This is a genomic window from Citrobacter sp. Marseille-Q6884 (assembly GCF_945906775.1).
GTDB lineage: Bacteria > Pseudomonadota > Gammaproteobacteria > Enterobacterales > Enterobacteriaceae > Citrobacter.
The window spans coordinates 36,144-61,564 of the sequence record NZ_CAMDRE010000003.1 but is presented as its reverse complement, the minus strand read 5'-3'; the positions used below and the strand labels follow the sequence as shown (position 1 = coordinate 61,564).

Annotated in this window: 27 protein-coding genes and 6 pseudogenes; 12 read left to right on the top strand and 21 right to left on the bottom strand. The window is 58.2% G+C overall.

The window, feature by feature from the left end; translation table 11 throughout:
- Window positions 1-92: 92 nt before the first annotated feature.
- From N7268_RS23735 to N7268_RS23725, 3 genes and pseudogenes are all read right to left on the bottom strand, one after another.
- A protein-coding gene (locus tag N7268_RS23735; protein ID WP_223174644.1) for an IS1 family transposase occupies window positions 93-790 on the bottom strand; the annotation gives its coding sequence in 2 pieces (ribosomal slippage) (window positions 93-541 and window positions 541-790; 699 coding nt in all).
- A gap of 184 nt (window positions 791-974) precedes the next feature.
- Window positions 975-1,079: pseudogene (locus tag N7268_RS23730) on the bottom strand (transposase domain-containing protein); the annotation flags it as partial.
- Window positions 1,036-1,299, bottom strand: a complete 264-nt coding sequence (locus N7268_RS23725; RefSeq protein WP_004118209.1) for a transposase — start codon at window positions 1,297-1,299, stop codon at window positions 1,036-1,038. The gene N7268_RS23725 and the pseudogene N7268_RS23730, both read right to left, overlap by 44 nt.
- Before the next feature lie 14 nt (window positions 1,300-1,313).
- Between N7268_RS23725 and N7268_RS23720 the strand changes: the two genes are divergently transcribed.
- From N7268_RS23720 to N7268_RS23685, 8 genes and pseudogenes are all read left to right on the top strand, one after another.
- Window positions 1,314-1,577: a hypothetical protein gene (locus N7268_RS23720; protein ID WP_004118208.1), complete on the top strand. Its 264-nt coding sequence runs from the start codon at window positions 1,314-1,316 to the stop codon at window positions 1,575-1,577.
- A 243-nt stretch (window positions 1,578-1,820) separates the two neighbouring features.
- Window positions 1,821-2,102 (top strand): helix-turn-helix domain-containing protein, encoded by a 282-nt coding sequence (locus N7268_RS23715; protein WP_004152118.1) that lies wholly within the window; start codon window positions 1,821-1,823, stop codon window positions 2,100-2,102.
- Between the two features lie 34 nt (window positions 2,103-2,136).
- A complete protein-coding gene (gene hsp20, locus N7268_RS23710) occupies window positions 2,137-2,706 on the top strand; it encodes a small heat shock protein sHSP20 (RefSeq protein WP_004152117.1) in 570 nt (189 codons plus the stop codon).
- A gap of 114 nt (window positions 2,707-2,820) precedes the next feature.
- Entirely contained in the window at window positions 2,821-5,616 is a 2,796-nt protein-coding gene (gene clpK / locus N7268_RS23705) for a heat shock survival AAA family ATPase ClpK (protein ID WP_004152116.1), read from the top strand.
- Window positions 5,616-5,813, top strand: a complete 198-nt coding sequence (locus tag N7268_RS23700; protein WP_004152115.1) for a hypothetical protein — start codon at window positions 5,616-5,618, stop codon at window positions 5,811-5,813. Before clpK ends, N7268_RS23700 begins: the two co-directional genes overlap by 1 nt.
- Window positions 5,814-6,050: 237 nt before the next feature.
- Window positions 6,051-6,197: pseudogene (locus N7268_RS23695) on the top strand (diguanylate cyclase); the annotation flags it as partial.
- A 114-nt stretch (window positions 6,198-6,311) separates the two neighbouring features.
- Window positions 6,312-6,800 carry a phosphate-starvation-inducible PsiE family protein gene (locus tag N7268_RS23690; RefSeq protein ID WP_004152114.1) on the top strand — a complete coding sequence of 163 codons (489 nt, stop codon included), beginning with the start codon at window positions 6,312-6,314 and terminating at the stop codon, window positions 6,798-6,800.
- Window positions 6,787-7,749 (top strand): zinc metalloprotease HtpX, encoded by a 963-nt coding sequence (locus tag N7268_RS23685; RefSeq protein WP_004152113.1) that lies wholly within the window; start codon window positions 6,787-6,789, stop codon window positions 7,747-7,749. Before N7268_RS23690 ends, N7268_RS23685 begins: the two co-directional genes overlap by 14 nt.
- A 24-nt stretch (window positions 7,750-7,773) precedes the next feature.
- Here the strand turns inward: N7268_RS23685 and N7268_RS23680 are convergent, their stop codons facing one another.
- Window positions 7,774-7,905 carry a hypothetical protein gene (locus tag N7268_RS23680; protein ID WP_255571721.1) on the bottom strand — a complete coding sequence of 44 codons (132 nt, stop codon included), beginning with the start codon at window positions 7,903-7,905 and terminating at the stop codon, window positions 7,774-7,776.
- Window positions 7,906-7,916: 11 nt separating this feature from the next.
- On the opposite strand from N7268_RS23680, the pseudogene N7268_RS23675 reads away from it, so the two are divergent.
- Window positions 7,917-9,091: pseudogene (locus tag N7268_RS23675) on the top strand (IS3 family transposase); the annotation flags it as partial.
- Window positions 9,092-9,299: 208 nt separating this feature from the next.
- On the opposite strand, the gene N7268_RS23670 reads toward N7268_RS23675, so the two are convergent.
- The 6 genes and pseudogenes from N7268_RS23670 to N7268_RS23645 form a co-directional block, all read right to left on the bottom strand.
- Window positions 9,300-9,431: a hypothetical protein gene (locus tag N7268_RS23670; protein WP_004218042.1), complete on the bottom strand. Its 132-nt coding sequence runs from the start codon at window positions 9,429-9,431 to the stop codon at window positions 9,300-9,302.
- Window positions 9,432-9,591: 160 nt separating this feature from the next.
- Window positions 9,592-10,938, bottom strand: a complete 1,347-nt coding sequence (locus N7268_RS23665) for an ISNCY family transposase (RefSeq protein ID WP_020314316.1) — start codon at window positions 10,936-10,938, stop codon at window positions 9,592-9,594.
- Between the two features lie 211 nt (window positions 10,939-11,149).
- Entirely contained in the window at window positions 11,150-11,632 is a 483-nt protein-coding gene (locus tag N7268_RS23660; RefSeq protein WP_003026803.1) for a GNAT family N-acetyltransferase, read from the bottom strand.
- On the bottom strand, window positions 11,620-11,886 hold the full coding sequence (locus N7268_RS23655) for a DUF1778 domain-containing protein (protein ID WP_003026799.1): 267 nt from the start codon (window positions 11,884-11,886) through the stop codon (window positions 11,620-11,622). The genes N7268_RS23660 and N7268_RS23655 overlap by 13 nt, the downstream gene beginning before the upstream one ends.
- A gap of 175 nt (window positions 11,887-12,061) precedes the next feature.
- Entirely contained in the window at window positions 12,062-12,316 is a 255-nt protein-coding gene (locus N7268_RS23650; RefSeq protein WP_004152108.1) for a hypothetical protein, read from the bottom strand.
- Between the two features lie 103 nt (window positions 12,317-12,419).
- Window positions 12,420-13,117 (bottom strand): annotated as a pseudogene (locus N7268_RS23645) (IS1 family transposase).
- A gap of 249 nt (window positions 13,118-13,366) precedes the next feature.
- Here N7268_RS23645 and N7268_RS23640 point away from each other — a divergent pair.
- Window positions 13,367-13,599, top strand: a pseudogene (locus tag N7268_RS23640) (hypothetical protein); the annotation flags it as partial.
- Here N7268_RS23640 and N7268_RS23635 read toward each other — a convergent pair.
- The 9 genes from N7268_RS23635 to merT form a co-directional block, all read right to left on the bottom strand.
- Window positions 13,596-14,525, bottom strand: coding sequence for an Rpn family recombination-promoting nuclease/putative transposase (locus tag N7268_RS23635; RefSeq protein WP_040113343.1), 930 nt, complete (start codon window positions 14,523-14,525; stop codon window positions 13,596-13,598). The pseudogene N7268_RS23640 and the gene N7268_RS23635 sit on opposite strands and share 4 nt — an antisense overlap.
- A gap of 258 nt (window positions 14,526-14,783) precedes the next feature.
- Window positions 14,784-17,750 (bottom strand): Tn3-like element TnAs3 family transposase, encoded by a 2,967-nt coding sequence (locus N7268_RS23630; protein ID WP_200005056.1) that lies wholly within the window; start codon window positions 17,748-17,750, stop codon window positions 14,784-14,786.
- 2 nt (window positions 17,751-17,752) lie between these two features.
- On the bottom strand, window positions 17,753-18,313 hold the full coding sequence (locus tag N7268_RS23625; RefSeq protein ID WP_016240398.1) for a recombinase family protein: 561 nt from the start codon (window positions 18,311-18,313) through the stop codon (window positions 17,753-17,755).
- 125 nt (window positions 18,314-18,438) lie between these two features.
- A complete protein-coding gene (locus N7268_RS23615; RefSeq protein WP_003132006.1) occupies window positions 18,439-19,428 on the bottom strand; it encodes a DUF3330 domain-containing protein in 990 nt (329 codons plus the stop codon).
- Window positions 19,425-19,661, bottom strand: a complete 237-nt coding sequence (gene merE / locus N7268_RS23610) for a broad-spectrum mercury transporter MerE (RefSeq protein WP_003132004.1) — start codon at window positions 19,659-19,661, stop codon at window positions 19,425-19,427. The genes N7268_RS23615 and merE overlap by 4 nt, the downstream gene beginning before the upstream one ends.
- Window positions 19,658-20,023 carry a mercury resistance co-regulator MerD gene (merD, locus tag N7268_RS23605; protein WP_000995360.1) on the bottom strand — a complete coding sequence of 122 codons (366 nt, stop codon included), beginning with the start codon at window positions 20,021-20,023 and terminating at the stop codon, window positions 19,658-19,660. Before merD ends, merE begins: the two co-directional genes overlap by 4 nt.
- Before the next feature lie 17 nt (window positions 20,024-20,040).
- Complete coding sequence (merA, locus tag N7268_RS23600) at window positions 20,041-21,726, bottom strand: mercury(II) reductase (RefSeq protein WP_003156770.1); 1,686 nt, start codon at window positions 21,724-21,726, stop codon at window positions 20,041-20,043.
- Window positions 21,727-21,797: 71 nt separating this feature from the next.
- Window positions 21,798-22,073 (bottom strand): mercury resistance system periplasmic binding protein MerP, encoded by a 276-nt coding sequence (gene merP / locus N7268_RS23595; RefSeq protein ID WP_003131987.1) that lies wholly within the window; start codon window positions 22,071-22,073, stop codon window positions 21,798-21,800.
- 12 nt (window positions 22,074-22,085) lie between these two features.
- Window positions 22,086-22,436: a mercuric ion transporter MerT gene (merT, locus tag N7268_RS23590; RefSeq protein WP_003131974.1), complete on the bottom strand. Its 351-nt coding sequence runs from the start codon at window positions 22,434-22,436 to the stop codon at window positions 22,086-22,088.
- 71 nt (window positions 22,437-22,507) lie between these two features.
- On the opposite strand from merT, the gene N7268_RS23585 reads away from it, so the two are divergent.
- Complete coding sequence (locus tag N7268_RS23585; protein WP_003131969.1) at window positions 22,508-22,942, top strand: mercury resistance transcriptional regulator MerR; 435 nt, start codon at window positions 22,508-22,510, stop codon at window positions 22,940-22,942.
- Between the two features lie 32 nt (window positions 22,943-22,974).
- Window positions 22,975-23,754: pseudogene (locus N7268_RS23580) on the top strand (Rpn family recombination-promoting nuclease/putative transposase); the annotation flags it as partial.
- Window positions 23,755-23,765: 11 nt separating this feature from the next.
- On the opposite strand, the gene N7268_RS23575 reads toward N7268_RS23580, so the two are convergent.
- Both N7268_RS23575 and N7268_RS23570 read right to left on the bottom strand, forming a co-directional pair.
- Complete coding sequence (locus tag N7268_RS23575; RefSeq protein WP_048227261.1) at window positions 23,766-24,362, bottom strand: DUF2913 family protein; 597 nt, start codon at window positions 24,360-24,362, stop codon at window positions 23,766-23,768.
- A gap of 280 nt (window positions 24,363-24,642) precedes the next feature.
- Window positions 24,643-25,419, bottom strand: a complete 777-nt coding sequence (locus tag N7268_RS23570; protein ID WP_048227271.1) for a site-specific integrase — start codon at window positions 25,417-25,419, stop codon at window positions 24,643-24,645.
- Between the last annotated feature and the right edge of the window lie 2 nt (window positions 25,420-25,421).

Below are 25,421 nucleotides of genomic sequence, written 5' to 3'. Positions count from 1 at the left end.
CTGAATTTGCCTGCGGGATTGGCTCAGCCCGCCAGACCCGTTTGGTGTTGCGCCGGACAATGTCCGGCGGCAAAGAAGGTAATGACTCCAACTTACTGATAGTGTTTTATGTTCAGATAATGCCCGATGACTTTGTCATGCAGCTCCACCGATTTTGAGAACGACAGTGACTTCCTGCCCAGCCTTGCCAGATGCTGCCTCAGATTCAGGTTATGCCGCTCAATGCGCTGCGTATATCGCTTGCTGATAACGTGCAGTTCTCCCTTCAGGCGTGATTCATAAAGCGGCCAGCCATCCGTCATCCATACCACGACCTCAAAGGCCGACAGCAGGCCCAGAAGACGCTCCAGCGTGGACAACGTGCGTTCACCGAATACGTGCGCCACAACCGTCCTCCGTATCCTGTCATACGCGTAAAACAACCAGCGCTGGCGTGATTTAGCACCGACGTAACCCCACTGTTCGTCCATTTCCGCGCAAACAATGACGTCACTGCCCGGTTGTATGCGTGAGGTTACCGACTGCGGTCTGAGTTTTTTAAGTGACGTAAAATCGTGTTGAGGCCAACGCCCATAATGCGGGCGGTTGCCCGGCATCCAACGCCATTCATGGCCATATCAATGATTTTCTGGTGCGTACCGGGCTGAGAGGCGGTGTAAGTGAACTGTAGTTGCCATGTTTTACGGCAGTGAGAGCAGAGATAGCGCTGATGTCCGGCAGTGCTTTTGCCGTTACGCACCACGCCTTCAGTAGCGGAGCAGGAAGGACATCTGATGGAAATGGAAGCCACCCGCACAGCGCGCTGGGATATCACTCCCCGAGGGAATACCGGCAGCGGACATCGTTAACTTAAGATACAAAAGCTGTTCGGAGATGGAGGGTCAAGATCAGGGTGACCTGCGCCATGATGTTATCCGAGCCCTGTTTCCTAATCACTACACCGGTATTTGATTACCCAGGTCAACTTCAGGCTGTTACAGGGACGGCAACCGTGTCAGCACATCCTTGAGATAGGCATACGGATCGTGCCCATTATTACGGGCCGACTGGATCAAACTCATGATCGCAGCAGCGCGCTTGAGTATGCGAACCCACGCCGAGCATTTGAGAAGGCAACGGGATGAACGCTGGCTGGATAGCCGTGGTTTTCTGGGTAGGCAGCCGAATCCATTTGTGGTCGAGGTTGGCATTGAGGCTGTAGCCCAAGGCGATGTTTGCGATGGAGGCACCGGGTTCAGAACACTCCTGAATGACCTGAGCCTTGAAAGATTTGCTGTAGGTACGGCGCTGAGGGCGCATGGAAAATCCGCTTGATGGGCCATGGCCTTCGGCGGCGGTGTCGGGAAGGTGTGTTGGCCGGACGGATACTGTTGAACTACGTTGTCTGGGGCAACGGAAGTGTTTCGGCCCGACTCTGGAACGCGATCCGCAGCGACGACTGGGCAATTCCGCACGTTAGCCTGAGCAGCCTCGGGGAAATCGTCGTCTGGGCGCGCCCAGACGAGTTTCCGCCAAGGAACATGCAGACGAGCAAGGGGCTGCGGGCACTCGGCTACAACGTGAGGATCGGTGTTTGATCGAGGCGCCTGTGGTACACGCAGGCTGACGAGCCAGGCGCTGTCCATTGCCTGATCAGACCGCCCCGCTGCGCCTTGCCTGAGCAGTTGACCTGCATCAATGGGGCGGGAGAACGCTGTACATTGACTCTTGAAGGCTGTCATGGTAAGCGTAATATCTTACAAAGTATTACAAGGATTTCCTTGGCCGGAACCGCAAAGCGACGCGATTGGAGAGGGTGAGATGAAAGCGCACCTACAGGGATGAAAGCGCACCTACAGGTGATTTTCACGCTCGATGAATTGGCTGCGTACTTGAAAGTCGGCAAGCGGACGCTTTATCGGCTCGCCGCGCACGGGGAAATTCCGGCTTTCAAGGTGGGCGGGACGTGGCGGTTTCCTCAAAGTGAAATCGATCAGTGGATCAATGATCAGACCCGAGCCGCAGCAAAGAAGGAGGTGATGCGCAAGCGTGAACAGCAGAAGTCATCCGAGCAGCCCGTGTCGCCTGGGCGCACTGCCCGTCACAGCAGGCAAAGGGCTTGAGTAACTCGTTTTCCAATTTTTCTGGAGGTATGACATGGACATCGATTTCAAGAAGTTGGCTCCCTGGAACTGGTTCAAGAACGAGCAGCAAGAGCAGCAGACCGTCTCTTCCCTGCCGGTGCAGCGCAATGACCTGCCAGCGGCGAGCGGGCCAGTCAGCCCGATCCTGCAACTGCATCGGGAAATCGACCGGCTGTTCGATGACGCATTCCGGGGCTTCGGTTTTCCGGCGTTGAACATGCCGCAGTGGCCATCCGATTGGTCGGGCATGCTGAAGCCGGCCCTGGACATCCAGGAAACCGACAAGCAGTACAAGATTGCCCTGGAAGTGCCCGGTGTCGAGGAGAAGGACATCCAGATCACTCTCGACAACGACGTGCTGATGGTGCGTGGCGAGAAGCGCCAGGAACAGGAGAAGAAGGAAGGTGGCTTCCACCGTGTGGAGCGCTCCTACGGCAGCTTTCAGCGTGCCTTGAACCTGCCTGACGACGCCAACCAGGATTCGATCAAAGCATCGTTCAAGAACGGGGTGCTCACGGTCACGATCGACAAGCGCGAGGTCAGCGCGCCGAAGCAGGGACGCTCGATCCCGATCAACGGCTGACGTCGCCGGCTCGTTCGTCACAAGAAAAACCCGGCACGAGACGAGGAGTCGCGGTTCGCGATGCCTCGTCGCCTCAACCTTGTCAACCTTGTCAACCTTCTCAGGAGCATCAGCATGGCCAGAAAACAATGCCAGGTCTGCGGCCAACCCGCCACCGTGCGGGTGGAAGCCAATCTCAACGGTCGTCACAGCACCATGCTGTTGTGCGACGACCATTACCGGCAATTAGTGCGCCAGCAAAAGCGCACCGTTTCGCCGCTGGAAGCCTTGTTCGGCTCGCGCAGCGGCCTGTTCGAGGACTTCCTCGGCAGTGACTTCTTCCGCATCGGCGACGACGCGACGCCAGTTGCCGCCGATACCGATGACGTGGTCGATGCCTCGTTTGGCGAGCCCGCCGCCGCAGGTTCGGGTGCGCCGCGCCGTCGCGGCAGTGGGCTGGCCAGCCGCATCAGCGAACAGTCGGAAGCCTTGCTGCAGGAGGCCGCCAAACACGCTGCCGAATTTGGCCGCTCCGAGGTGGATACCGAACATCTGCTGCTGGCGCTGGCCGACAGCGACGTGGTCAAGACCATCCTGGGTCAGTTCAAGATCAAGGTCGATGACCTCAAGCGGCAGATCGAGTCTGAGGCCAAGCGCGGGGACAAGCCCTTCGAGGGCGAGATCGGCGTGTCGCCGCGCGTGAAGGATGCGCTCAGCCGCGCCTTCGTGGCCTCCAATGAACTCGGCCATTCTTATGTCGGTCCAGAGCATTTCCTGATCGGTCTGGCTGAGGAAGGCGAAGGGCTGGCCGCCAACCTGCTGCGCCGCTACGGCCTGACGCCGCAGGCGCTGCGCCAACAGGTCAGCAAGGTGGTCGGCAAGGGCGCCGAGGATGGCCGCGCTGAGACGCCGACCAACACGCCAGAACTCGACAAGTACTCGCGCGACCTGACCAAGATGGCGCGCGACGGCAAGCTCGACCCGGTGATCGGCCGCGCGCAGGAGATCGAAACCACCATCGAGGTGCTGGCCCGGCGCAAGAAGAACAACCCGGTGCTGATCGGCGAGCCGGGTGTGGGCAAGACCGCCATCGTCGAAGGGCTGGCGCAGCGCATGGTGGCGGGTGAAGTGCCCGAGACCTTGCGCGACAAGCGCCTGGTGGAACTCAACATCAACGCCATGGTGGCCGGCGCCAAATATCGCGGCGAGTTCGAGGAGCGCGTGCAGAAGGTGCTGAAGGAGGTGACCGAGCACCAGGGCGAGCTGATTTTGTTCATCGACGAGGTGCACACCATCGTCGGTGCCGGCCAGGGCGGTGGCGAAGGCGGGCTGGACGTGGCCAACGTGTTCAAACCGATGATGGCGCGCGGTGAACTCAACCTGATCGGCGCCACGACGCTGAACGAGTACCAGAAATACATCGAGAAGGATGCCGCACTGGAGCGGCGCTTCCAGCCGGTGACGGTACCCGAGCCGACGGTGGCCCAGGCCATCATGATTCTGCGCGGCCTGCGCGACACCTTCGAGGCGCACCACAAGGTCAGCATCTCCGAGGACGCGATCATCGCGGCGGCCGAGTTGTCCGACCGCTACATCACGGCGCGCTTCCTGCCGGACAAGGCGATCGACTTGCTCGACCAGGCGGCCGCGCGCGTGAAGCTGTCGGCCACGGCCCGGCCGGTGGCCGTGCAGGAGCTGGAGTCCGAACTGCACCAGCTGCGGCGTGAACAGGATTACGTGGCCGCGCGCAAGCAGTACGACCAGGCCGCCGAGCTCGGGAAGCGCATCGAAGCCAAGGAGGCCGAGCTCAAGAAGCTCGTCGAGGACTGGGAGCGGGAGCGGGCCTCCGGCAGTGCCGAGGTCAAGGCGGAACACGTGGCGCAGATCGTCTCGCGCCTGACCGGCATCCCGGTCAACGAGTTGACGGTGGAAGAGCGCGAAAAGCTGCTGCACTTGGAACAACGGCTGCACGAGCGCCTGGTGGGACAAGACGAGGCGGTCCGTGCCGTGGCCGATGCCGTGCGGCTGTCCCGCGCCGGCCTGCGTGAAGGCAGCAAACCGGTGGCTACCTTCCTGTTTCTGGGCCCGACCGGGGTGGGCAAGACCGAGCTCGCCAAGGCATTGGCCGAATCGATCTACGGCGATGAGCACGCCCTGTTGCGCATCGACATGTCGGAATATGGCGAACGCCATACCGTGGCGCGATTGGTGGGCGCGCCTCCGGGCTATGTCGGTTACGACGAAGGCGGTCAGCTCACCGAGAAGGTGCGGCGCAAGCCCTACAGCGTGCTGCTGCTCGACGAGATCGAGAAGGCACACCCTGACGTATACAACATCCTGCTGCAAGTGTTCGACGACGGTCGCCTCACCGACGGCAAGGGCCGGGTGGTGGATTTCACCAACACCATCATCATCGCCACGTCCAACCTGGGTTCGGACATCATCCAGCGACGGCTGAAGGCGCGCGGGGCGGCCGGCGAGGAGTACGAAAAGACCAAGGCCGGAGTCATGGACGTGCTGCGCGGCCATTTCCGGCCCGAGTTCCTCAACCGCATCGACGAGATCATCGTCTTCCATGCGCTGGGCAAGGAGGAGATCCGCCACATCGTCGGCCTGCAGCTCGATCGCGTGGCGCGCAGCGCCGCCAGCCAGGGCGTGACGCTCACTTTCGATCAGACGCTGATCGACCATTTCGCGGAAGAAGGCTACAAGCCCGAGTTCGGTGCGCGTGAACTCAAGCGCCTGATCCGCAGCGAGCTGGAAACTGCGCTGGCGCGCGAGATGCTCGGCGGCGGCATCGGCAAGGGCGATCACGCCAGCGCACGCTGGGACGACAAGGCCGAACGCGTGGTGTTCGAACGCAAAGAGCCACCGCAGACCCCGGCCGAGCCGGAGCAGCCGGATGCCGCGAAGGCGAGCGACGCATCTTGATGGCGGGCGAGGCTGCCGTGTCCGACCCCATCGGCCTGGCACTGGCATGGGCAGCCTCCCTGGCCTCGATCGCGGTGGCGGTCGTGGCCGCAGGTCACGCGGGCGTCTACAAGCGTGATGAGCAGTCGGCCACGCCGTGGGGACTGCTCATCAGCGGCGGCACTGCCCTCCCGCTCGCTGGCCATCCGTTCGCGTGACGGCGCGGCCCATCTGTTCACCTGATCCTCTGGCAACTCGACTTTCGAGGAACAAGGCCCATGGCTGGGTGACGCGGGCAGGCAACTGATAGTCGGTACTCTGTTCGACATCTCTTCTCGCAAGGAAATAGAGCAGCAGTTGCTGCGTATGGTGATCACCGACCCCTTTGCTTCACGGTTGAGGGAACATGTTCGCGCAACCGACATGGCTGCCCGGATTGGGGGGAGGAATTCGCTGTGTTGTTGGAAGCGGCATCGATAGAAGGCGCCCAAGTATGGGCGGAGCGATTTCGTCAGGACACTGCGGCGACAGCGGTGGTGTGTGGAGAGGTGTCGATCAGCTATAGCGCCAGCATGGGGGGGGCTCTCCTTGACCCCCGTTTGCACTCTGTCGAGCAGGTGATGCTGCAGGCGGACAGCGCGCTCTACCAGGCAAAAAAGACAAGGGTGCAACCAAGTTGTGGGCGCACAAGTATTTCAGAATTGAGAGGAGTGGCGATGAAGGAAAAGCAAGCAGACCCGATCAAAACATTTCGCGCCCAATGGGCAGTGATGACGTTCTACGAGCGCTTTGAACAGGTGATCGCGCTCGCGCTGTCCGCAATCATTGCCGTTATCATCGTGGTCTCGCTGCTGCAGCTGATCTCGATCGTCTTCAGCCTGCTGATCATTGATGCATTCAATCCGCTCGATCACAAGGTCTTCCAGACCGTGTTCGGCATGATCATGACGCTGCTCATTGCCATGGAGTTCAAGCATTCCATCGTGAGGGTGGCCTTGCGGCGCGACAGCATCATCCAGGTCAAGACGGTGATCCTGATCGGGCTGATCGCCCTGGCGCGTAAATTCGTGATCCTCGACCCGGAGACCGGCCCCGCCAAGGTCGCGGCGCTTGCAGGCGCGACACTGGCCCTCGGGGCGACTTACTGGCTGCTGCGCGAGCGCGATGACCGGACAGCCGGGGAAAGCTCAGATGATCAGTCGTGATCTGCGCCACGCGCAGAATGTCGGCGCGCGGCATCGCTGGCACAATCGCCTGCAAACCGTGCTGTTGGTGCTGACCCTGCTCGGAATTGCCGCCGTCGCTGGCAGCCTGCTGTTGGGTGACGGCGGGCTTTGGCTGGCGCTTGCGGCTGCGGGGTTCACCCTGCTGCTTGAACCGGCGGCCGCCTCCGGGCTGACCTTGCGGCTGTATGGCGCACGCCCCCTGCACCCGGATGAAGCGCCCGATCTTTGGGCTGTGTTGCGCGAACTGGCGGCGCGGGCCGGGCTGCCTACCGTGCCGGTACCGCACTACGTGCCCAGCGGGGTCGTCAACGCCTTCGCCACCGGTTCGAAGCATCACGCGGCCATCGCGCTGACCGACGGCCTGCTGCGTAGCCTCACGCCCCGCGAGTTGACCGGCGTGCTCGGCCACGAAATCGCGCATATTGCGAACGAGGATTTGCGTGTCATGGGCTTGGCCGATTCCATCAGCCGGCTCACCCATCTTCTGGCCTTGTTGGGGCAGCTTGCGATCGTGCTCAGTTTGCCAACGCTATTGCTTGGAGTCACGGAAGTCAATTGGCCCGCGTTGCTTCTACTTGCGGTCGCGCCACAGCTGGCCTTGCTGGCTCAGTTGGGCTTGTCCAGGGTGCGCGAATTCGACGCCGACCGGCTCGCTGCCGAATTGACCGGCGACCCGCACGGGCTGGCCTCAGCGCTCGCCAAGATCGAGCGGGTGAGCCGCTCCTGGCGCGCCTGGCTGCTGCCCGGATGGGGCAATCCGGAACCCTCCTGGTTGCGCACGCATCCAGCGACGGCTGAACGCATTGAGCGCTTGCTAGAACTAGCTCCGCCGCCCGCGATGCCGCCGTTTCCATCGGCCCGTTTCGACCCCGAAGTGACCGTATCACCACGTCCGCCACGCTGGCGCACTGGCGGCCTTTGGCGCTGATTTCAACATGGAGAATGACGTGACCTACCCGACCCCTACAGCCGCCCGGAGCCGGATCGATTCATCCGGCGCTGGCTCGTCATCACTGGCTGCATCGCCGCACTCATGCTGCTGTGGCAGTTCCTGCCCGCCATCGAAGCCTGGTTCAGTCCCCACGAAACAAATGCTTCAGCCCGGAAGAGAGGTCTCAGGCCGTCCGGGAGCTCTGTAACCGACGTGGAACCGCGCGTAAAGTTGCACAAAGCATAGGCGTCAGCGTCCCGGTCCTGTACAAATGGAAGAAAGACCTTATCAGTGACGAGGCTTATCAATCCATGCGCAAACGAAAGTCAGCCCCTCAGGATAAAAATCAGGATGCTTTACTCGGTGAAATCCAGCGTCTCAGGAAGCAGGTTCATCAGCTGCAGCTCGAACGTGACATACTGACAAAGGCGAATGAACTGATAAAAAAAGATCTGGGCGTCAGCTTTCTGAAACTGAAAAACAGGGAGAAAACCCTGATAGTTGATGCCCTTAAGAAAAAGTACCCCGTTGCTGAGTTGCTAAGCGTTCTGCAACTTGCCCGCAGCTGTTATTTTTACCAAAACGTCTGTACGATAAGTATGCGGAAATACGCGTGATCATGGCCGATATCTTTGAGGAGAATTACCGCTGTTACGACTATCGGCGCCTTCACGCGATGCTTCGCGGTAACAACAGGGTTATTTCTGAAAAGGTTGTCCGCAGACTGATGGCAGAAGAGCAGCTCGTTGTTAAGCGCACCAGGCGACGACGATACAACTCTTACTGTGGCGAAATCGGCCCGGCACCGGAAAATTTACTCGCCCGGGATTTTAGTTCCTGCAGGCCAAATGAGAAGTGGCTGACCGATATTACGGAGTTCCAGCTTCCGGCTGGAAAAGTCTATCTGTCGCCGGTTATCGACTGCTTTGATGGCCTGGTTGTAAGCTGGTCGATAGGAACACGCCCGGACGCGACGCTGGTGAATACGATGCTCGATGACGCACTCGATACGCTCAACGAACATGATAAACCAGTGATACACAGCGATCGTGGTGGCCATTACCGGTGGCCGGGCTGGCTCGAGCGTATCAACACCTCCGGACTTATAAGGTCCATGTCGCGCAAAGGATGCTCGTCGGATAATGCTGCGTGTGAAGGCTTCTTCGGGCGTATCAAAAACGAAATGTTCTATGGCAGAGACTGGGCGGGTATCACGCTGGAAAAATTTATCTGCTTCCTGGACAGGTACATACGCTGGTATAACGAGAAACGTATCAAGCTATCATTAGGTGCAATGAGTCCTGTGAAGTACCGGCAGCATCTTGGGATCACAACATAACAGTCCAGGAAAACATCCGCAGCCCCCTAATAGACATTAGCATTGAGCCCCTACAATACATGTTATTGCAAGCTTAAAATGTCACCAAATTCAGCCAGTTAGAAATGTCACCTTAAGAGATGTGAAGAGAGAGAAGTTGGTTTATGTCAGAGGAAAGCAGGCATGAATGACGTCCATGCCTGTGATGAGAGGCTATACCAATAAGCTGTTATTCCCCTTTTTTATGGTCGTGTTCCTTCAGTCCGGGATGCTTTGGCTTGTTTTCCGGAGTGACACGCCTTCTTTTATCTTCTTTGCCAGTTGATTCAGCAATCGGCTTTGGGCCAGGTTTAATACCCATAAAAATCTCCTTGAGTGACAAACAGATTCATATTTACGAACTGTGGCAGTAATGCCAAATATGAAATGAGGGTTCATGGTTATAAAACCAACTGACGTGTTTTCAGAAGCTTGCACTCCATCACACTGCTAAAGGTAAAAAAACAGAACAGAGCAGGGGGCTAGCGTTTCAGACTGGCTCGGAACTCTTCAGGATTAGCCAGTACGGGGTTGATGGCTCTGAGTTGCTCCTGAACCCGGGCTTGTGCACGTCGTTTGGGCATTTTTTTACTCCTATCTCGCTTTCCCTCTCGATCCAATTCATCCATCTTGTCCTGAGCCAGTTTCAGTACAGCACCGAGCCGTTTGTTATCAACGATTTGCCCCTGGTCGATGCATTCCAGTTTATCGAAGACCTGATAATTGAGTGATCGGTAGCCATATTTAAACGCCAGCGTACCATTTGGGTAGTCGTAAACTGTGATTTTTTCACCTGCAATTCTGGTATTTTCTTCCGTAGGTTCAACGAGATATATCATCTTATCGTAACGGAAAGTCAGTGTTTTCGAGAGTTTTCGTGATTCCTGCCAAGCAAAGATATCATCCAGATCTTCAGAGCTTTCAAGCACCGGTCGATGCAGGTCTTTGGGATATTTTGCTGGTCTGGCAAAACGACGATTGAAGTCAATAATGAAGGAATCCAGCCAGGCATTGGCATCCTCGATGCTGCTGATGCCTTCAAGCCGCATTTCTTTGATAAGTCGATCCTGAAGAGTCTGGTTTGCGCGCTCAACGCGACCTTTAGCTTGCGGGCTGTTGGCGCATATCAACTCGATCCCCAGTTCGGAAAGCACCCGGCCGAACTGAGTGATTCCAGTTGTGGTAGTGCCACCATTATTGACCCTGAAAATGCCGTGCTTATCGCTGTAGAACGCCAGTGGTTTGCCATGCTGTTCAAGATACGCGCGGGTGGCCATCATGTAATCAAAGGCTGATTCAGTCTCGCCGAAACGGAGGTGCATCAGGCGCCCAGTAGCATCATCAATGAAGACGAGCAGGCAGCATTTGGGGGCACGTCCTTCAAACCAGTCATGCGGGGAACCATCGATCTGAACAAGTTCTCCAAGGCAGTCACGCCGGTATCTGGGTTGATGAACACGTGGCCTGCGACGTGAGTATGGGACCCAGAGTCCATCAGCCGTCATCCATTTTCTCAGTGTTTCAACAGACACCGTGATGTTATGGCGTTCGCGCAATTTTTCTGCGGCCAGCGTTGGTCCAAAGTCGCTGTAATGATCGTGAAGTAAAGAAAGTACACGCAGCTTCAGTGACTCAGGAAGTCTGTGATTACCGGGGCGTCCTCGTCGAAGGTTTGCCAGACCTGCAGCACCAGATTCACGAAAGCGGTTCATCAAACGCTGTGTCTGACGTTCGGTCAAAGCAAGCTGATGAGCAGCGTCGCGACGGCGCATGCGCTTTTCAACAACTGACTGAATGATGTTGATCCGACTGAGTTCTTTATCTGACATGGTCACAAGCATCCTGATGTCTCCATGGCCTGAGGATTGGATCCTTTATGCCAGAAAAAGTGACATCACTAAATGGGTTAAAAGTGACATCAGAATATTGGAGTTACAATACAGGTGCGCATAACAAAGATTATGTTAAATATTAAAATAAATAACATAAAAATCAATATTTTAAGACGGTAACCAGCTACTTTCCCATTCCAGCAACCAGTCATGGAAGCTTTAGAAACAGAGTCCTCTCATGAGTTTGTGATGCCTTAAATCCATGGTGAGCATAGAAACCTTTGGCTTCTTCAGTAAGCGCATGAACCATTATCGCACGAACCCCAATGTTCTCAGCTACGCGATAACACCGTAGAACTGCATCGTGGAGTAAATCGGCGCCAACCCCTTTTCCGTGCAATGAGACATCTACCGCCAGGCGAGCGAGTATAATCACCGGTATAGGATCTGGCATGTTACGCCGAAGACTACCTGTCGCTTCCGTATGGTTAACGCTACCGGTGGCCAAAGAGTAAAAACCAGCTACTTGCTTCGTACCCGTCTTGCAAACAACGAACGTTCGGGCAGCGCCAAGAGCTTGATTTTTTAAACCTCTCTGTTTTAGCCATTCATCGAGGACTGTCTCTCCACTGACGAACTCAGCCAGCTGATGAGAGCTGGATAACGGCTCGGGCGTGGTTATACGTCCCACTGAGGTTTCCTTGCCAGTAGTTTATTAATGGCGGGCTCATCCTCGACTGGTGCATCGAGCATATCGATGAACTCTGCATACTGTTCGTCGTTAAAATTGAAAACACGGCGATCAAGGATCACATTCTCCGCAGCCTTGCAGGCCATCTCCAGGATAAAGTCGGTTCGCGATTTATGAAGGATCTCTGCAGCAGCATCGATGAGTGCTCTCTGAGACTCTTTAGCTCTTAGGTTGAGTTGAACATCTGATTTCATACACACCTCTCTTGTATAGCAATTGATATACAAGAATAACACAACACGAACGTATAGCAAATGCTATACACTTCAAAGTACCGATAATGCGTTTTATGTTAAATATCATACATTTAATGAAAAATGATGGCTGATCTTCTGCAATAGTCAGCTCATTATCGCTGCAGGCGTGGCTTCATTCTGGATAGATGGAGTCTTTTCTGGCATTAATGCCCTGAAGACGAACACGGTCGTTATCAGGCAAATGGATACCCATCATGCGAAGAATAAAGCCGCGCCACCCCCGGTTAACCTGACCGTTATAGTCATACAGGTCTGCATTTTCTTTTTTAAGCTTTGACCATTCATGCATGAGTGTTAGTGCATCGAGCTCGGTGATGTGCTTCACTTCATCGCCGATACGTACTGTGTTAATGCCTCTTCCCGTCATGATGATCCCCTCCGGCAATATCAGTTTCAGATTAACGCTGTTATGATGATGATTTAACTACACACTAAAGGCAATCTAACGTTTAATCGGTAATGACTCCAACTTACTGATAGTGTTTTATGTTCAGATAATGCCCGATGACCTTGTCATGCAGCTCCACCGATTTTGAGAACGACAGTGACTTCCGTCCCAGCCTTGCCAGATGTTGTCTCAGATTCAGGTTATGCCGCTCAATTCGCTGAGTGTAACGCTTGCTGATTACGTGCAGCTTTCCCTTCAGGCGGGATTCATACAGCGGCCAGCCATCCGTCATCCATACCACGACCTCAAAGGCCGACAGCAGGCTCAGAAGACGCTCCAGTGTGGCCAGAGTGCGTTCACCGAAGACGTGCGCCACAACCGTCCTCCGTATCCTGTCATACGCGTAAAACAGCCAGCGCTGACGTGATTTAGCCCCGACGTAGCCCCACTGTTCGTCCATTTCAGCGCAGACAATCACATCACTGCCCGGCTGTATGCGCGAGGTTACCGACTGCGGCCTGAGTTTTTTAAGTGACGTAAAATCGTGTTGAGGCCAACGCCCATAATGCGGGCGGTTGCCCGGCATCCAACACCATTCATGGCCATATCAATGATTTTCTGGTGCGTACCGGGTTGAGAAGCGGTGTAAGTGAACTACAGTTGCCATGTTTTACGGCAGTGAGAGCAGAGATAGCGCTGATGTCCGGCAGTGCTTTTGCCGTTACGCACCACCCCGTCAGTAGCTGAACAGGAGGGACAGCTGATAGAAACAGAAGCCACGGGAGCACCTCAAAAACACCATCATACACTAAATCAGTAAGTTGGCAGCATCACCGCTGGCGCGTACGCTACACTATCAACATATTGTGAATAAAAATAATTGACATAATTGTATTTAATGAAAATGTTACGCACGTGGTCATTCGGGATATGAACAAGCCAGAACCGCACTTTTCTAGCCTGTATCTCCATCGATGGCTCATCGCTTTTTTACTGGATTGTGCCCGACTGAGAAGCTGCTAACTGGGGGCCGGTCGGAATGCTGTGGCGCTCAGTGCGGGTGTGAACGGCATTTATCTCTTACGAGCCAATCTCTATGTCGCTTTACAGATAAATCCGTTGACAGCGTGTCTGACGGGGGAATGTGGCGAGGTGATGAAGCTGTTTAATCGCTGTGGCTGGCTGAACTTGAGTCTGGTGACTCCCTGCCCCACCAGTATTCGCTGATGACCAGACAGGGAGTGCCAGGAAAGGGTGATTAGTGGCGGATCTGCGCCAGGTCGTCTTCAGTCAGACCGGTCATTTTTATGACGGTATTGCGGTCAATGCCGTTCTGGAGCATGGTTCGTGCAATTTTAAGGGTGGCTTCGCGCTCGCCTTTTTCAATGCCGCGTTGTTCACCGAGCTGAATCCCCTTCTCGATGCCCTTCTGTTCAAGCTGTTGTGCGATGGTCATAAGTGCGTCTCCGTGTTGCGGCACACGCTGTGCCAGTTCGCGTACAAAGGCTTCGGCGTCGGATGTTTCGCCTGCCTGCACTATATAGTGTACCAGCGATATCACCTGCGATGAAGACAAGTATCCCGCCAGCAAGATGGGTGCCAGCCGGTCGACCAGTTCTGCCAGGTCCCGCTGGTGAATATGCTTTTGCAGTAAAGTCAGGGCGGCCATGCTGCGATGGCCAGCGATTTCATCATCCGGAATGATCGTAACGTCTACCAGCGGGAAAGCGTTGCTGTAGAGTTTGCCTGCCAGCTCGGGAGCGTCAAATTCATCCAGCCAACGAGTAGAGTACGGATACGGGCTGCGCTTACCCGTATAGAACAGCACCGGTATCACCAGTGGCAGTTTTTTATGCCCTGCCTCCAGGTGGCGCTGCATGGCGGCTACCGCATAGCGTATGAGGCGGAAAGCCATATGTTTGTCCGGCGTTGACTGGTGCTCGACCAGAACATGAATATAGCCGTCGCCGGCTGTAGTTTTCAGGCTATAGAGGACGTCGCTGAAATACTGGCGGAGATCATCCTCAACGAACGAGCCTGATTCCAGTTTCAGCGTGCTGAGATCGCAGACTGCTCGCAGCTCTGCAGGCAGGTGGATTTCCATGAAATCCCGGGCAATATCCGGTTGCGTCAGGAACTGCCTGAACGTGGCATCGTGAGGAGTGGGTGTGCTGTTTTTCTTCTTCATCTGCCCTGGCTCTGAAAAATGACCCGTAGATGTTATCACAGCCTGGAAAAAGCTAATATTGGCGGTGAACGGAATTGCCATTCCTTCAGGGGGCCGTTCCGGGGTGGTTCGGTCCCCTCCCTAAACCATCTTTACTCATCATCAATTACTGCCTTAGCAACTTTCTTCCCTCTCTCAGATATTCTAAAACCTCTTCTCTCCGTCCTTCTGCGGCAGCTGTATATAGGGGGCGTCTCAGAAAACGGAAAATAAAGCACGCTAAGCCGGTTGCAGAGGCCGTAGCGGCCTGAACTTCCCCGCGCCGATCTTGGCGCTGCTGCGCCATAGGTAATCACCGGTCAGGTTGATGTACTCCCAGCCGAGTGGCGACAGGTACTGCAATAGCGAGTCATCGACGGCATGACCATTGCCGCGCAACGCATGCGCCGCACGCTCCAGGTAGACCGTGTTCCACAGCACGATGGCCGCCGTCACTAGGTTGAGGCCGCTGGCCCGGTAGCGCTGCTGCTCGAAACTGCGGTCACGGATTTCACCAAGGCGGTTGAAGAACACGGCACGGGCCAGCGCATTGCGCGCCTCGCCCTTGTTCAGCCCGGCATGCACGCGGCGGCGTAGCTCGACGCTTTGCAGCCAGTCGAGGATGAACAGCGTGCGCTCGATGCGGCCCAACTCGCGCAGCGCGACGGCCAAGCCGTTCTGGCGCGGGTAGCTGCCGAGTTTCCTGAGCATCAGCGAGGCCGTCACCGTGCCCTGCTTGATCGAGGTGGCCAGCCGCAGGATTTCGTCCCAATGGGCGCGGACGTGCTTGATGTTGAGCGTGCCGCCGATCATCGGCTTGAGCGCGTCATAGGCGGCATCGCCCTTCGGGATGTAGAGCTTGGTGTCGCCCAGGTCGCGGATGCGCGGCGCGAAGCGGAAGCCCAAGAGGTGCATCAGGGCGAAGACGTGATCGGTGAAGCCCGCCGTGTCGGTGTAGTGCTCCTCGATCCGCAGGTCGGATTCGTGGTACAGCAGGCCGTCGAGCACGTAGGTTGAGTCGCGCAGGCCGACATTGACCACCTTGGTGTGGAATGGCGCGTATTGGTCGGAGATGTGGGTGTAGAAAGTCCGTCCTGGGCTGCTGCCATATTTTGGGTTGATGTGCCCCGTGCTCTTTGCCTTGCTAGCGGTTCGGAAATTCTGTCCGTCCGATGATGATGTGGTGCCATCGCCCCAGTGCCCGGCAAAGGGATGCCGAAACTGAGCGTTGACCAGTTCAGCCAACGCTGTCGAGTACGTTTCGTCGCGGGTATGCCAGGCTTGCAGCCAAGCGAGCTTCGCGTAGGTCGTGCCGGGGCAGGACTCGGCCATCTTGGTCAGGCCCAGGTTGATCGCGTCGGCCAGGATCGTGGTCAACAACAGGTTCTTGTCCTTGGCCAGATCGCCCGATTTCAAGTGCGTGAAGTGCCGGGTGAAGCCCGTCCACTCATCGACTTCGAGCAGCAGTTCGGTGATCTTGACGTGCGGCAGGACCATGGCTGTCTGGTCTATCAGCGCCTGCGCGGTGTCGGGCACCGCCGCATCCAGCGGCGTGATCTTCAAGCCCGACTCGGTGATGATGGCATCCGGCAGGTCGTTGGCTGCCGCCATGTGGTTGACGGTGGCAAGTTGTGCTTCCAGCAGCGTCAGCCGCTCATGCAGATATTGTTCGCAGTCGGTGGCCACGGCCAGCGGCAATTCGCTGGACTGCTTGAGGCTGGTGAACTTCTCGGGCGGTACCAGGTAGTCCTCGAAGTCCTTGAACTGGCGTGAACCCTGCACCCAGATGTCGCCCGAGCGCAGGGAGTTCTTCAACTCGGACAGCGCGCACAGTTCGTAGTAGCGCCGGTCGATGCCGGCGTCGGTCATCACCAGTTTCTGCCAGCGCGGCTTGATGAAGCCGGTCGGTGCATCGGCTGGCAGCTTGCGGGCGTTGTCGGTGTTCATGCCGCGCAGCACCTCAATGGCATCAAGCACGTTTTTGGCGGCGGGCGCGGCCCGCAGCTTGAGCACGGCAAGGAATTCCGGTGCATAGCGGCGCAGGGTGGCGTAGCTCTCGCCGATGCGATGCAGGAAATCGAAGTCATCGGGTTGCGCGAGCTTCTGCGCCTCGGTGACGCTCTCGGCAAAGGAATCCCAGGACATGACGGCCTCGATGGCGGCAAACGCATCGCGGCCTGATTGCTTGGCGTCGATCAGCGCCTGACCGATGCGCCCGTACAGACGTACCTTGGCGTTGATGGCCTTGCCTGACGCCTGGAACTGCTGCTGATGCTTATTCTTGGCAGCGTTAAACAGCTTACCCAGGATGCGGTCGTGCAGGTCGATGATTTCGTCGGTGACGGTGGCCATGCCCTCGGTGGCCAGCGCCACGAGAGTGGCGTAGCGCCGTTGCGGCTCGAATTTGGCCAGGTCGGCGGGTGTCATCTGGCCGCCCTCGCGGGCAATCTTGAGCAGGCGGTTCTGGTGAACCAGCCGCTCGATGCCGGTAGGCAGATCGAGTGCCTGCCATGCCTTGAGGCGTTCGATGTGTTCCAGCATATGCCGCGAATTTGGCTTGGCCGGAGACTGGCGCAACCAAGCCAACCAGGTCGTCTTGCCGTTGTCCCGGCGCTTGAGCAGATCGTCGAGGCGGCGGCGATGCGCGTCCGCCAGTGGTTCGGCCAAGGCGTCGTAGATGCGCCGGTTAGCACGGGTGATCGCCTCGGCACTCGCCCGCTCGACGGCGTTGAGGGCGGGCAGAATGACCGACTGCCGCCGCAGGTGCCCGATCAAGGCGCTGGCCAGCACGATGCCTTTGTCGGTTTGCATCGCCAGCTCGGTCAGCATCTGGACGGCCTGCCGGTAATGGCTCATGGTGAAGGGCCGGAAACCGAACACGGTTTGCAGCTCGCTCAGGTGCTCGCGCCGGGTCTGCTCCCGCTGGCCGTACTCGTTCCAGCTTTCGACGCCGACCTTGAGCTGGTCGGCGACCAGCTTCAACAAGGGCGGGAACGGTAGTTCATCGACGCCCAGGATGACGCCGGGAAAGCGCAGGTAACAGAGCTGCACCGCGAAGCCCAGCCGATTGGCTGGCCCGCGCCGCTGTCGGATGATCGAGAGGTCGGTATCGTTGAATGTGTAATGTCGGATCAGGTCGTCCTTGGAGTCCGGCAACGCCAGCAGGCTTTCCCGCTCGGCGGCGGACAGGATGGAACGACGTGGCATATTTACTGATCCGTTCTCAAGTATTGATACAGGGTTTCGCGACTGATTCCGAATTCACGAGCAAGCTTGGCCTTTTGCTCGCCAGCCTCGACACGTTGGCGCAGTTCGGCAATACGCTCAGACGACAGGGATTTCTTCCTGCCACGGTAAGCCCCGCGTTGCTTGGCGAGCGCAATACCCTCGCGCTGACGCTCGCGGATCAGGGCGCGCTCGAACTCGGCGAACGCGCCCATCACCGAGAGCATCAGGTTCGCCATCGGAGAGTCTTCGCCAGTAAAACTGAGGTGTTCCTTGACGAATTCGATATGCACGCCGCGTTGTGTCAGCGTTTGCACGATCCGGCGCAAATCATCGAGATTGCGCGCCAGGCGATCCATGCTATGCACCACCACGGTGTCGCCGGTGCGGGCGAAGCTTATCAGCGCTTCCAGTTGCGGACGCTTGACATCCTTGCCGGATGCCTTGTCGCTAAAAGCGCGATCAACCTTGACGCCTTCCAGTTGCCGTTCCGGGTTCTGGTCGAAGGTGCTGACCCTGATATACCCAATGCGCTGTCCAGTCATGGAATTCCCTGCAAAATGTCAGGGAAGACTCTATGACCTTCAACGAGATATGTCAATAAATTCAAAATTCAATCCTATCCTGACGCAATTTACACATGGCATCTGACATCAGGTTAGGGTATGCCTCAATCTGACGGTAGCGAGTCGCAGGCGTTCGGATCGGCATCGGTTTCGTTCCCTGTCTTGGCACGCGCTTCGAAGCGTTGATAACACTCCAACCCGCAGAAGTGCTCGACGTATTCCGCGCCTTCCGGGGTGAAGGCGGCATCGAGCGGGATTTCCTTGCAGCACACGCAGCAACTGGTGGTGGTCGAGTCACTTGCATTCATGGTGGCACCCCTCCATTGACTGACGAAGACGGCGAATGCCGCCGCCGGCATTGGCTTCGCGAACAGGAAGCCTTGTCCTGTGTCGCAGTCCGCTTGTCGCAATAGATCAAGACTCGCCGATGTTTCCACGCCTTCAGCCACCACATCCATGCCCAGCCCGTGCGCAAGCTGAATCACGGTGTGCACGATGGTTTGGTCGCGGCGGTCGTTGGCGAGCCCGGCGACAAACGATTGGTCGATCTTGAGCGTGCTGATTGGGCAGCACTTCAGATGTTGCAGACAGGAATACCCCGTCCCGAAGTCATCGGCGGCGAAGCGCACACCGATCTGCCGCAAGGCGTCCAGGGCGGGGAAGATCGCCGGATCACCAAACGCGACCGATTCGGTCAGCTCGATTTCGAGATACTCGGCGGGCAACTCGGCATCAGCCAGCACGCCCTTTACCCACCCGTCGAAGTCCGGTCCCACTTGGCTCGCCGAAACATTGACGGCCAGCCGGAACGGTCGCCATGCCAGCATTCGCCAGTCACGCATCTGGCGGCAGGCTTCGCCCAGCACCCAAGCGCCGATTTCAGGCATCAGGCCGGACGATTCGACCACGGGCAGGAACTGGCCCGGTGGCAATAGTCCAAGCGTCGGATGACGCCAGCGCAACAGGGCTTCCGCGCCGACAATCCCACCACTGCGCAGATCGACGACGGGCTGGTAGTGCAGTTCAAGCTGCCCGCGCTCGACCGCTTGGGCCAGTTCCGGCGTCGTCCATCCATCCGGCCGGAAAGCGCTCATTCTCTTTCCCTGAATGCCCGCAACGCCCGCGACAGGGACAGAAGGAACAGGCCGGTCAAACCGAGCGCCGCGATGACCCAATGCTCGCCGAGGAAAGCACCGGCGGTTGTGCCGGCCAGCACGACAGCGAGGATGGGCAGGTGGCAGGGGCAAGTCAGCACAGCCAGTCCGCCCCACAGGTAGCCGGTGATCGGTTTGTGCGTCTCGGACGGCAAGCGCTCGGGGTTGTTCATGGCAGACTCTCCGCGTGCTGTGCCGGCTCGGTCGGCAGGGTGGCCAACTGCACTTCCAGATCGGCCAACGCTTCGCGCCGACGCTCGACGAACTGACGCAGCAGGGCAAGCTGCGCGGCCGCTTCGTCGCCGTCCGCCGCATCCAGCGCCCGGCACAGCCGCGCCAGCGCGTCGAGGCCGATGCCCGCCTCGAAGGCCGCCCGCACGAAGCACAGCCGTTGCAAGGCGGCGTCATCGAACAAGCCGTAGCCGCCTGGTGTGCACGCCACCGGGCGCAGCAATCCGCGCAGCAGGTAGTCGCGCACGATATGCACGCTCACCCCGGCATCAAGAGCCAGCCGGGACACCGTGTAGGCGTTCATTGAACACCTCCTTTTTCTCACCCGGCGCAGCAGGAAAGCTGCTTCACATCCTTGTTGAAGGTCTGCGCCGCGAGCTTCAACCCCTCGACCATCGTCAGGTAGGGGAACAACTGGTCGGCCAGTTCCTGCACCGTCATGCGGTTGCGAATGGCCAGAGCCGCCGTCTGGATCAGTTCACCCGCTTCCGGCGCGACCGCCTGTACGCCGATCAGCCGATGGCTGCCTTCCTCGATAACCAACTTGATGAAGCCGCGTGTGTCGAAGTTGGCGAGCGCACGCGGCACGTTGTCCAAGGTCAAGGTGCGGCTGTCGGTCTCGATCCCGTCGTGGTGGGCTTCCGCCTCGCTGTAGCCCACGGTCGCCACTTGCGGATCGGTGAACACCACGGCCGGCATTGCGGTCAGGTCGAGCGCCGCATCGCCGCCGGTCATGTTGATCGCGGCACGGGTGCCGGCCGCTGCCGCCACATAGACGAACTGCGGCTGGTCGGTGCAGTCGCCGGCCGCGTAGATGTTCGGGTTGCTCGTGCGCATGCCTTGGTCGATGACGATGGCACCTTGCGCATTGACAGTGACCCCCGCTGCGTCCAGCGCGAGGCTGCGCGTGTTCGGTGTCCGACCGGTGGCAACCAGCAGTTTGTCGGCGCGCAATTCACCGTGCGTGGTGGTCAGCACGAATTCACCGTCCATATGGGCGACCTGGCTGGCTTGCGTGTGCTCCAGCACCTCGATGCCCTCGGCACGGAAAGCGGCTGTCACCGCCTCGCCGATGGCCGGGTCTTCACGGAAGAACAAGGTATTGCGCGCCAGGACCGTGACCTTGCTGCCCAGCCGGGCAAAGGCTTGCGCCAGCTCCAGCGCCACCACCGACGAGCCGATTACGGCAAGGCGTTCGGGAATGGTGTCGCTCGCCAGGGCCTCGGTGGAAGTCCAGTAGGGTGACTCTTTCAAGCCCGGAATCGGCGGGACCGCCGGGCTGGCACCCGTGGCGACCAGGCAGCGGTCGAACATCACGACGCGCTCGCCACCCTCGTTCAAACGGACGGTAAGGCTCTGGTCGTCCTTGAAGCGCGCCTCACCGTGCACAACGGTGATGGCCGGATTACCGCCCAGGATGCCTTCGTACTTGGCGTGCCGCAGTTCGTCGACGCGGGCCTGCTGCTGGGCCAGCAGCTTACTGCGGTCAATCGTAGGCACAGTTGCCGCAATACCGCCATCGAACGGGCTTTCCCGGCGCAGATGGGCGATGTGGGCGGCGCGGATCATGATCTTGGACGGCACACAGCCGACATTGACGCAGGTGCCGCCGATGGTGCCGCGCTCGATCAGCGTGACCTGCGCGCCTTGCTCGACGGCCTTCAGCGCCGCCGCCATCGCGGCTCCACCGCTGCCAATGACCGCTACCTGCACCGGGGGCTCGTTGCCACTGTGCTTTTCGGCGGCGGCCATCCATCCCCGCACCTTGTCGAGCAGTCCGACGCGGTTGTCCGCCAGTGGCGCATCGGCTAGCGTTGCCTTGTAGCCCAGTCCGGCCACGGCGGCAGTCAGCGCGTCCGGCGATGTGCCCGGCACGATGGCGAGTTGCGCTGTGCCCTTCGGATAGGACACCAGCGCCGACTGCACGCCTGGCACTTTTTCCAGCGCTTCCTTGACGTGCGCCGCGCACGAGTCGCAAGTCATGCCGGTGATTTTTAGATGGGTCATGCAACAGATCCTTTATCGTTTGTGGCGCCAGACAATGACGTCCGTTGTGCTGCGGTGCCGTTTTCAGTGACTCACTGCTTGACGCTGGACGGATAGCCCGCGTCTGCGGTTGCCTTGGTCAGCTTCTGCACGCTGGTCTTGGCATCGTCGAAGGTGACGACCGCTTGGCGTGTCTCGAAAGTCACGTCAACTTTGCTGACGCCTTCGACCTTGGAAATCGCCTTCTTGACAGTGATCGGGCAGGCGGAGCAGGTCATGCCCGGTACGGACAGCGTGACGGTCTGGGTGGCGGCCCAGACGGGGGCAACAACGGCGGCGAGGGCGAGGGAGGCAAACAGTTTCTTCATGGTGAACTCCGATCAGTAGAAAAATGGCATGACGTAGGGAAATCCGAGCGCGACCAGAACCAGCGCGGCCACGATCCAGAAAATGAGCTTGTAAGTAGCTCGCACTTGGGGAATCGCGCAGACCTCACCCGGTTTGCAGGCCGCTGCCTGCCGGTAGATGCGCCGCCAGGCGAAGAACAACGCCACCAGCGCCACGCCGATAAAGATGGGGCGATAGGGTTCCAACACCGCCAAGTTGCCGATCCAAGCGCCGCTGAACCCCAAGGCGATCAGAACCAACGGCCCGAGGCAGCAAGCCGAGGCGAGGATGGCGGCAAGCCCTCCAGTGAAGAGCGCGCCGCGCCCGGTTTTTGGTTCAGACATGCGCTTGTCCTTTCGAATTGAAATTGGATAGCGTAACCTTACTTCCGTACTCATGTACGGAGTCAAGCGATATGGAAAACAATTTGGAGAACCTGACCATTGGCGTTTTCGCCAAGGCGGCCGGGGTCAATGTGGAGACCATCCGTTTCTATCAGCGCAAGGGCTTGTTGCTGGAGCCTGACAAGCCCTATGGCAGCATCCGCCGCTATGGCGAGGCGGATGTAACGCGGGTGCGCTTCGTGAAATCAGCCCAGCGGCTGGGCTTCAGCCTGGATGAGATCGCCGAGCTGCTGCGGCTGGAGGATGGCACCCATTGCGAGGAAGCCAGCAGTCTGGCCGAGCACAAGCTCAAGGACGTGCGCGAGAAAATGGCTGACCTGGCGCGCATGGAGGCCGTGCTGTCTGAGTTGGTGTGCGCCTGCCATGCGCGAAGGGGGAACGTTTCCTGCCCGCTGATCGCGTCACTACAGGGTGGAGCAAGCTTGGCAGGTTCGGCTATGCCTTAGCGTGCTTTATTTTCCGTTTTCTGAGGCGACCCCAAGATGATCTCCGGCAGTATTTCAGCGACGTCCTCTACAGCCTGAAAACCACTGCCGGCGACGGATATATTCATGTCCTGGTCGAGCACCAGTCAACGCCGGACAAACATATGGCTTTCCGCCTGATACGCTATGCGGTGGCCGCCATGCAGAGACACCTGGAGGCAGGGCATAAAAAGTTACCACTGGTGATACCGGTGCTGTTCTATACGGGTAAGCGCAGCCCTTATCCGTACTCCACCCACTGGCTGGATGAATTTGACGATCCGGCGCTGGCTGGCAAACTCTACAGCAGCGCTTTCCCGCTGGTTGACGTTACCGTCATTCCTGATGAGGAAATCGCTGGCCACCGCAGCATGGCCGCTCTGACCCTGCTGCAGAAACACATTCATCAGCGGGACCTGGCAGAACTGGTTGACCGGCTGGTGCCCATTTTGCTGGCCGGATATCTGTCTTCATCGCTGGTAATATCGCTGGTACACTATATAGTGCAGGCAGGCGAAACATCCGACGCCGAAGCCTTTGTACGCGAACTGGCACAGCGTGTGCCGCAACACGGAGACGCACTTATGACCATCGCACAGCAGCTTGAACAGAAGGGCATCGAGAAGGGCATTCAGCTCGGTGAACAGCGCGGTATTGAAAAAGGCCGTTCAGAAGGGGAACGCCAGGCTACATTGAAAATAGCACGTACCATGCTGCAGAACGGCATCGACCGCAATACCGTCATAAAAATGACCGGTCTGACTGAACACGACCTAGCGCAAATCCGCCACTAATCATCCTTTTCTTATCCTCCCTGTCTGGCCATCAGCGTAAACTGGTGGGGCAGGGAGGCGTCATGCGCTGACACCGCCTGCCAGCCACATCGGTTAAGCAGCTTGATCACGCCTGCAACATTCCCCGTCAGCTGGGCCATCAGTGGGTTAACCTGATGACCATCATCATCAAAAGCGACATCAAGATTAGACCGGGAGAGATAAACGCTGTTTACTCCAGCGTTCAGTGCAACGGCATACCGGCCGGACCATTCCCGATCGCTTAGCAGGTGGTAGTTCCAGCGCATGTCTTTTACGGTTTCCAGGGCATATGTCAGCCGGAATAGATCGTTCTGCCCAGACAGCTCGCCGATGCAGGAGCACCAGAGGTAATTCAGTTTGCTGGACAGCTTCGCACCGACACCCAACTGGCGCCCCTGTTTCAGAAGCCACTCGATGTCGGGAGCGACATCACGCGAAAAACGACGTTGCTTCAGCGCAGTCGCCAGCCAGCGGGTGAGAAAGAGGTTTTCCTGTGCCGGTGACAGCACATTGCCGTTTTGTCTGGCCAGCGCAAGCGCCACCAGGGCACACCATGCCAGATGGCCCGATTTTTCTGTCAGCGTCACTCAGCTCCCTTATCCTTATATTCAGCCTGCAAAATGCTGGCGGTTTCCTGTTAACGTTCATGCTGAGTGTAGTTTAAGCGAAACAGTGGCGGAGTTGCATCCGGAAACACCTGCACCTGCATCCGCACAACAGATGGCCCGGCAATGATACATTTCTGCATAATGGTAAAACCAACCCAAGCACAGCCATCACCGAAAACCCCTCGTCGGTTCAGAACTGGCTTCTGAACCGACGAGGGGTTGGACAAGCCCGTCGGGCGCGGCAGGCCGTTATCAGGACTCATAGAGCGCCTTTCAGCATAGCCACCGCCTCGGTCTCCGGCATCTGAAATTGCACCCGGTGGCGCGCCGCGACATCAAGCGCAAACACCTTCGTATACACCTCTGTCGAGCTGACCGACTTGTGTCCCATTAAACTCTGCAGCACCTTCAGCGGGATACCAGCGTACAGCATATGCATGGCGTAGGAATGGCGGAACGTATGCGGGGTCACCGGCACCGAGAACGTTACTCCGTCGGCAGCAGCAGCATCAACGGCTTCGCCGATCCAGGTTCGCACGGTCCGGTCGGTGATGTCCCAGATGCGGGCCTTCTCGGTTCTGCCGGTGCGTTTATTGCGTCGCTCAAGCGGTATCTTCAGCGTAGCCACCATCATCTGCAGCTGGCTGATGTACTGGCTGTCTGAAAGCGGAACCAGGCGATGCGCCTGGATGCCGGCTGGCGCGCGGCCTGCCGTTCTGGCCGCTTTCTCGGCCCGTTGTTTGAGGGTAGCCAGCTGCACAAACGGCCAGGGCGGCGCCAGGGAAAAATCGCTTCGGGTCAGAGCCAGCGCCTCATTAATACGCGCGCCGGTATTCCAGAGCGTCGCCAGCAGCATCTTACGGTGCAGATCCGGGACATAATGGAGCAGGGCGCTGATCTCCGGTGCCAGCAGGTATTTCGGGAGCTCATCCTGGACAATCGCCATCTGGCGCAGGGCCAGCGCCGCCGGGTAATCGATGGCCACCGGTAGCTGCGCCGTGGACAATACAGAGACGCCGGGCAGGGCCGGAAGCATGG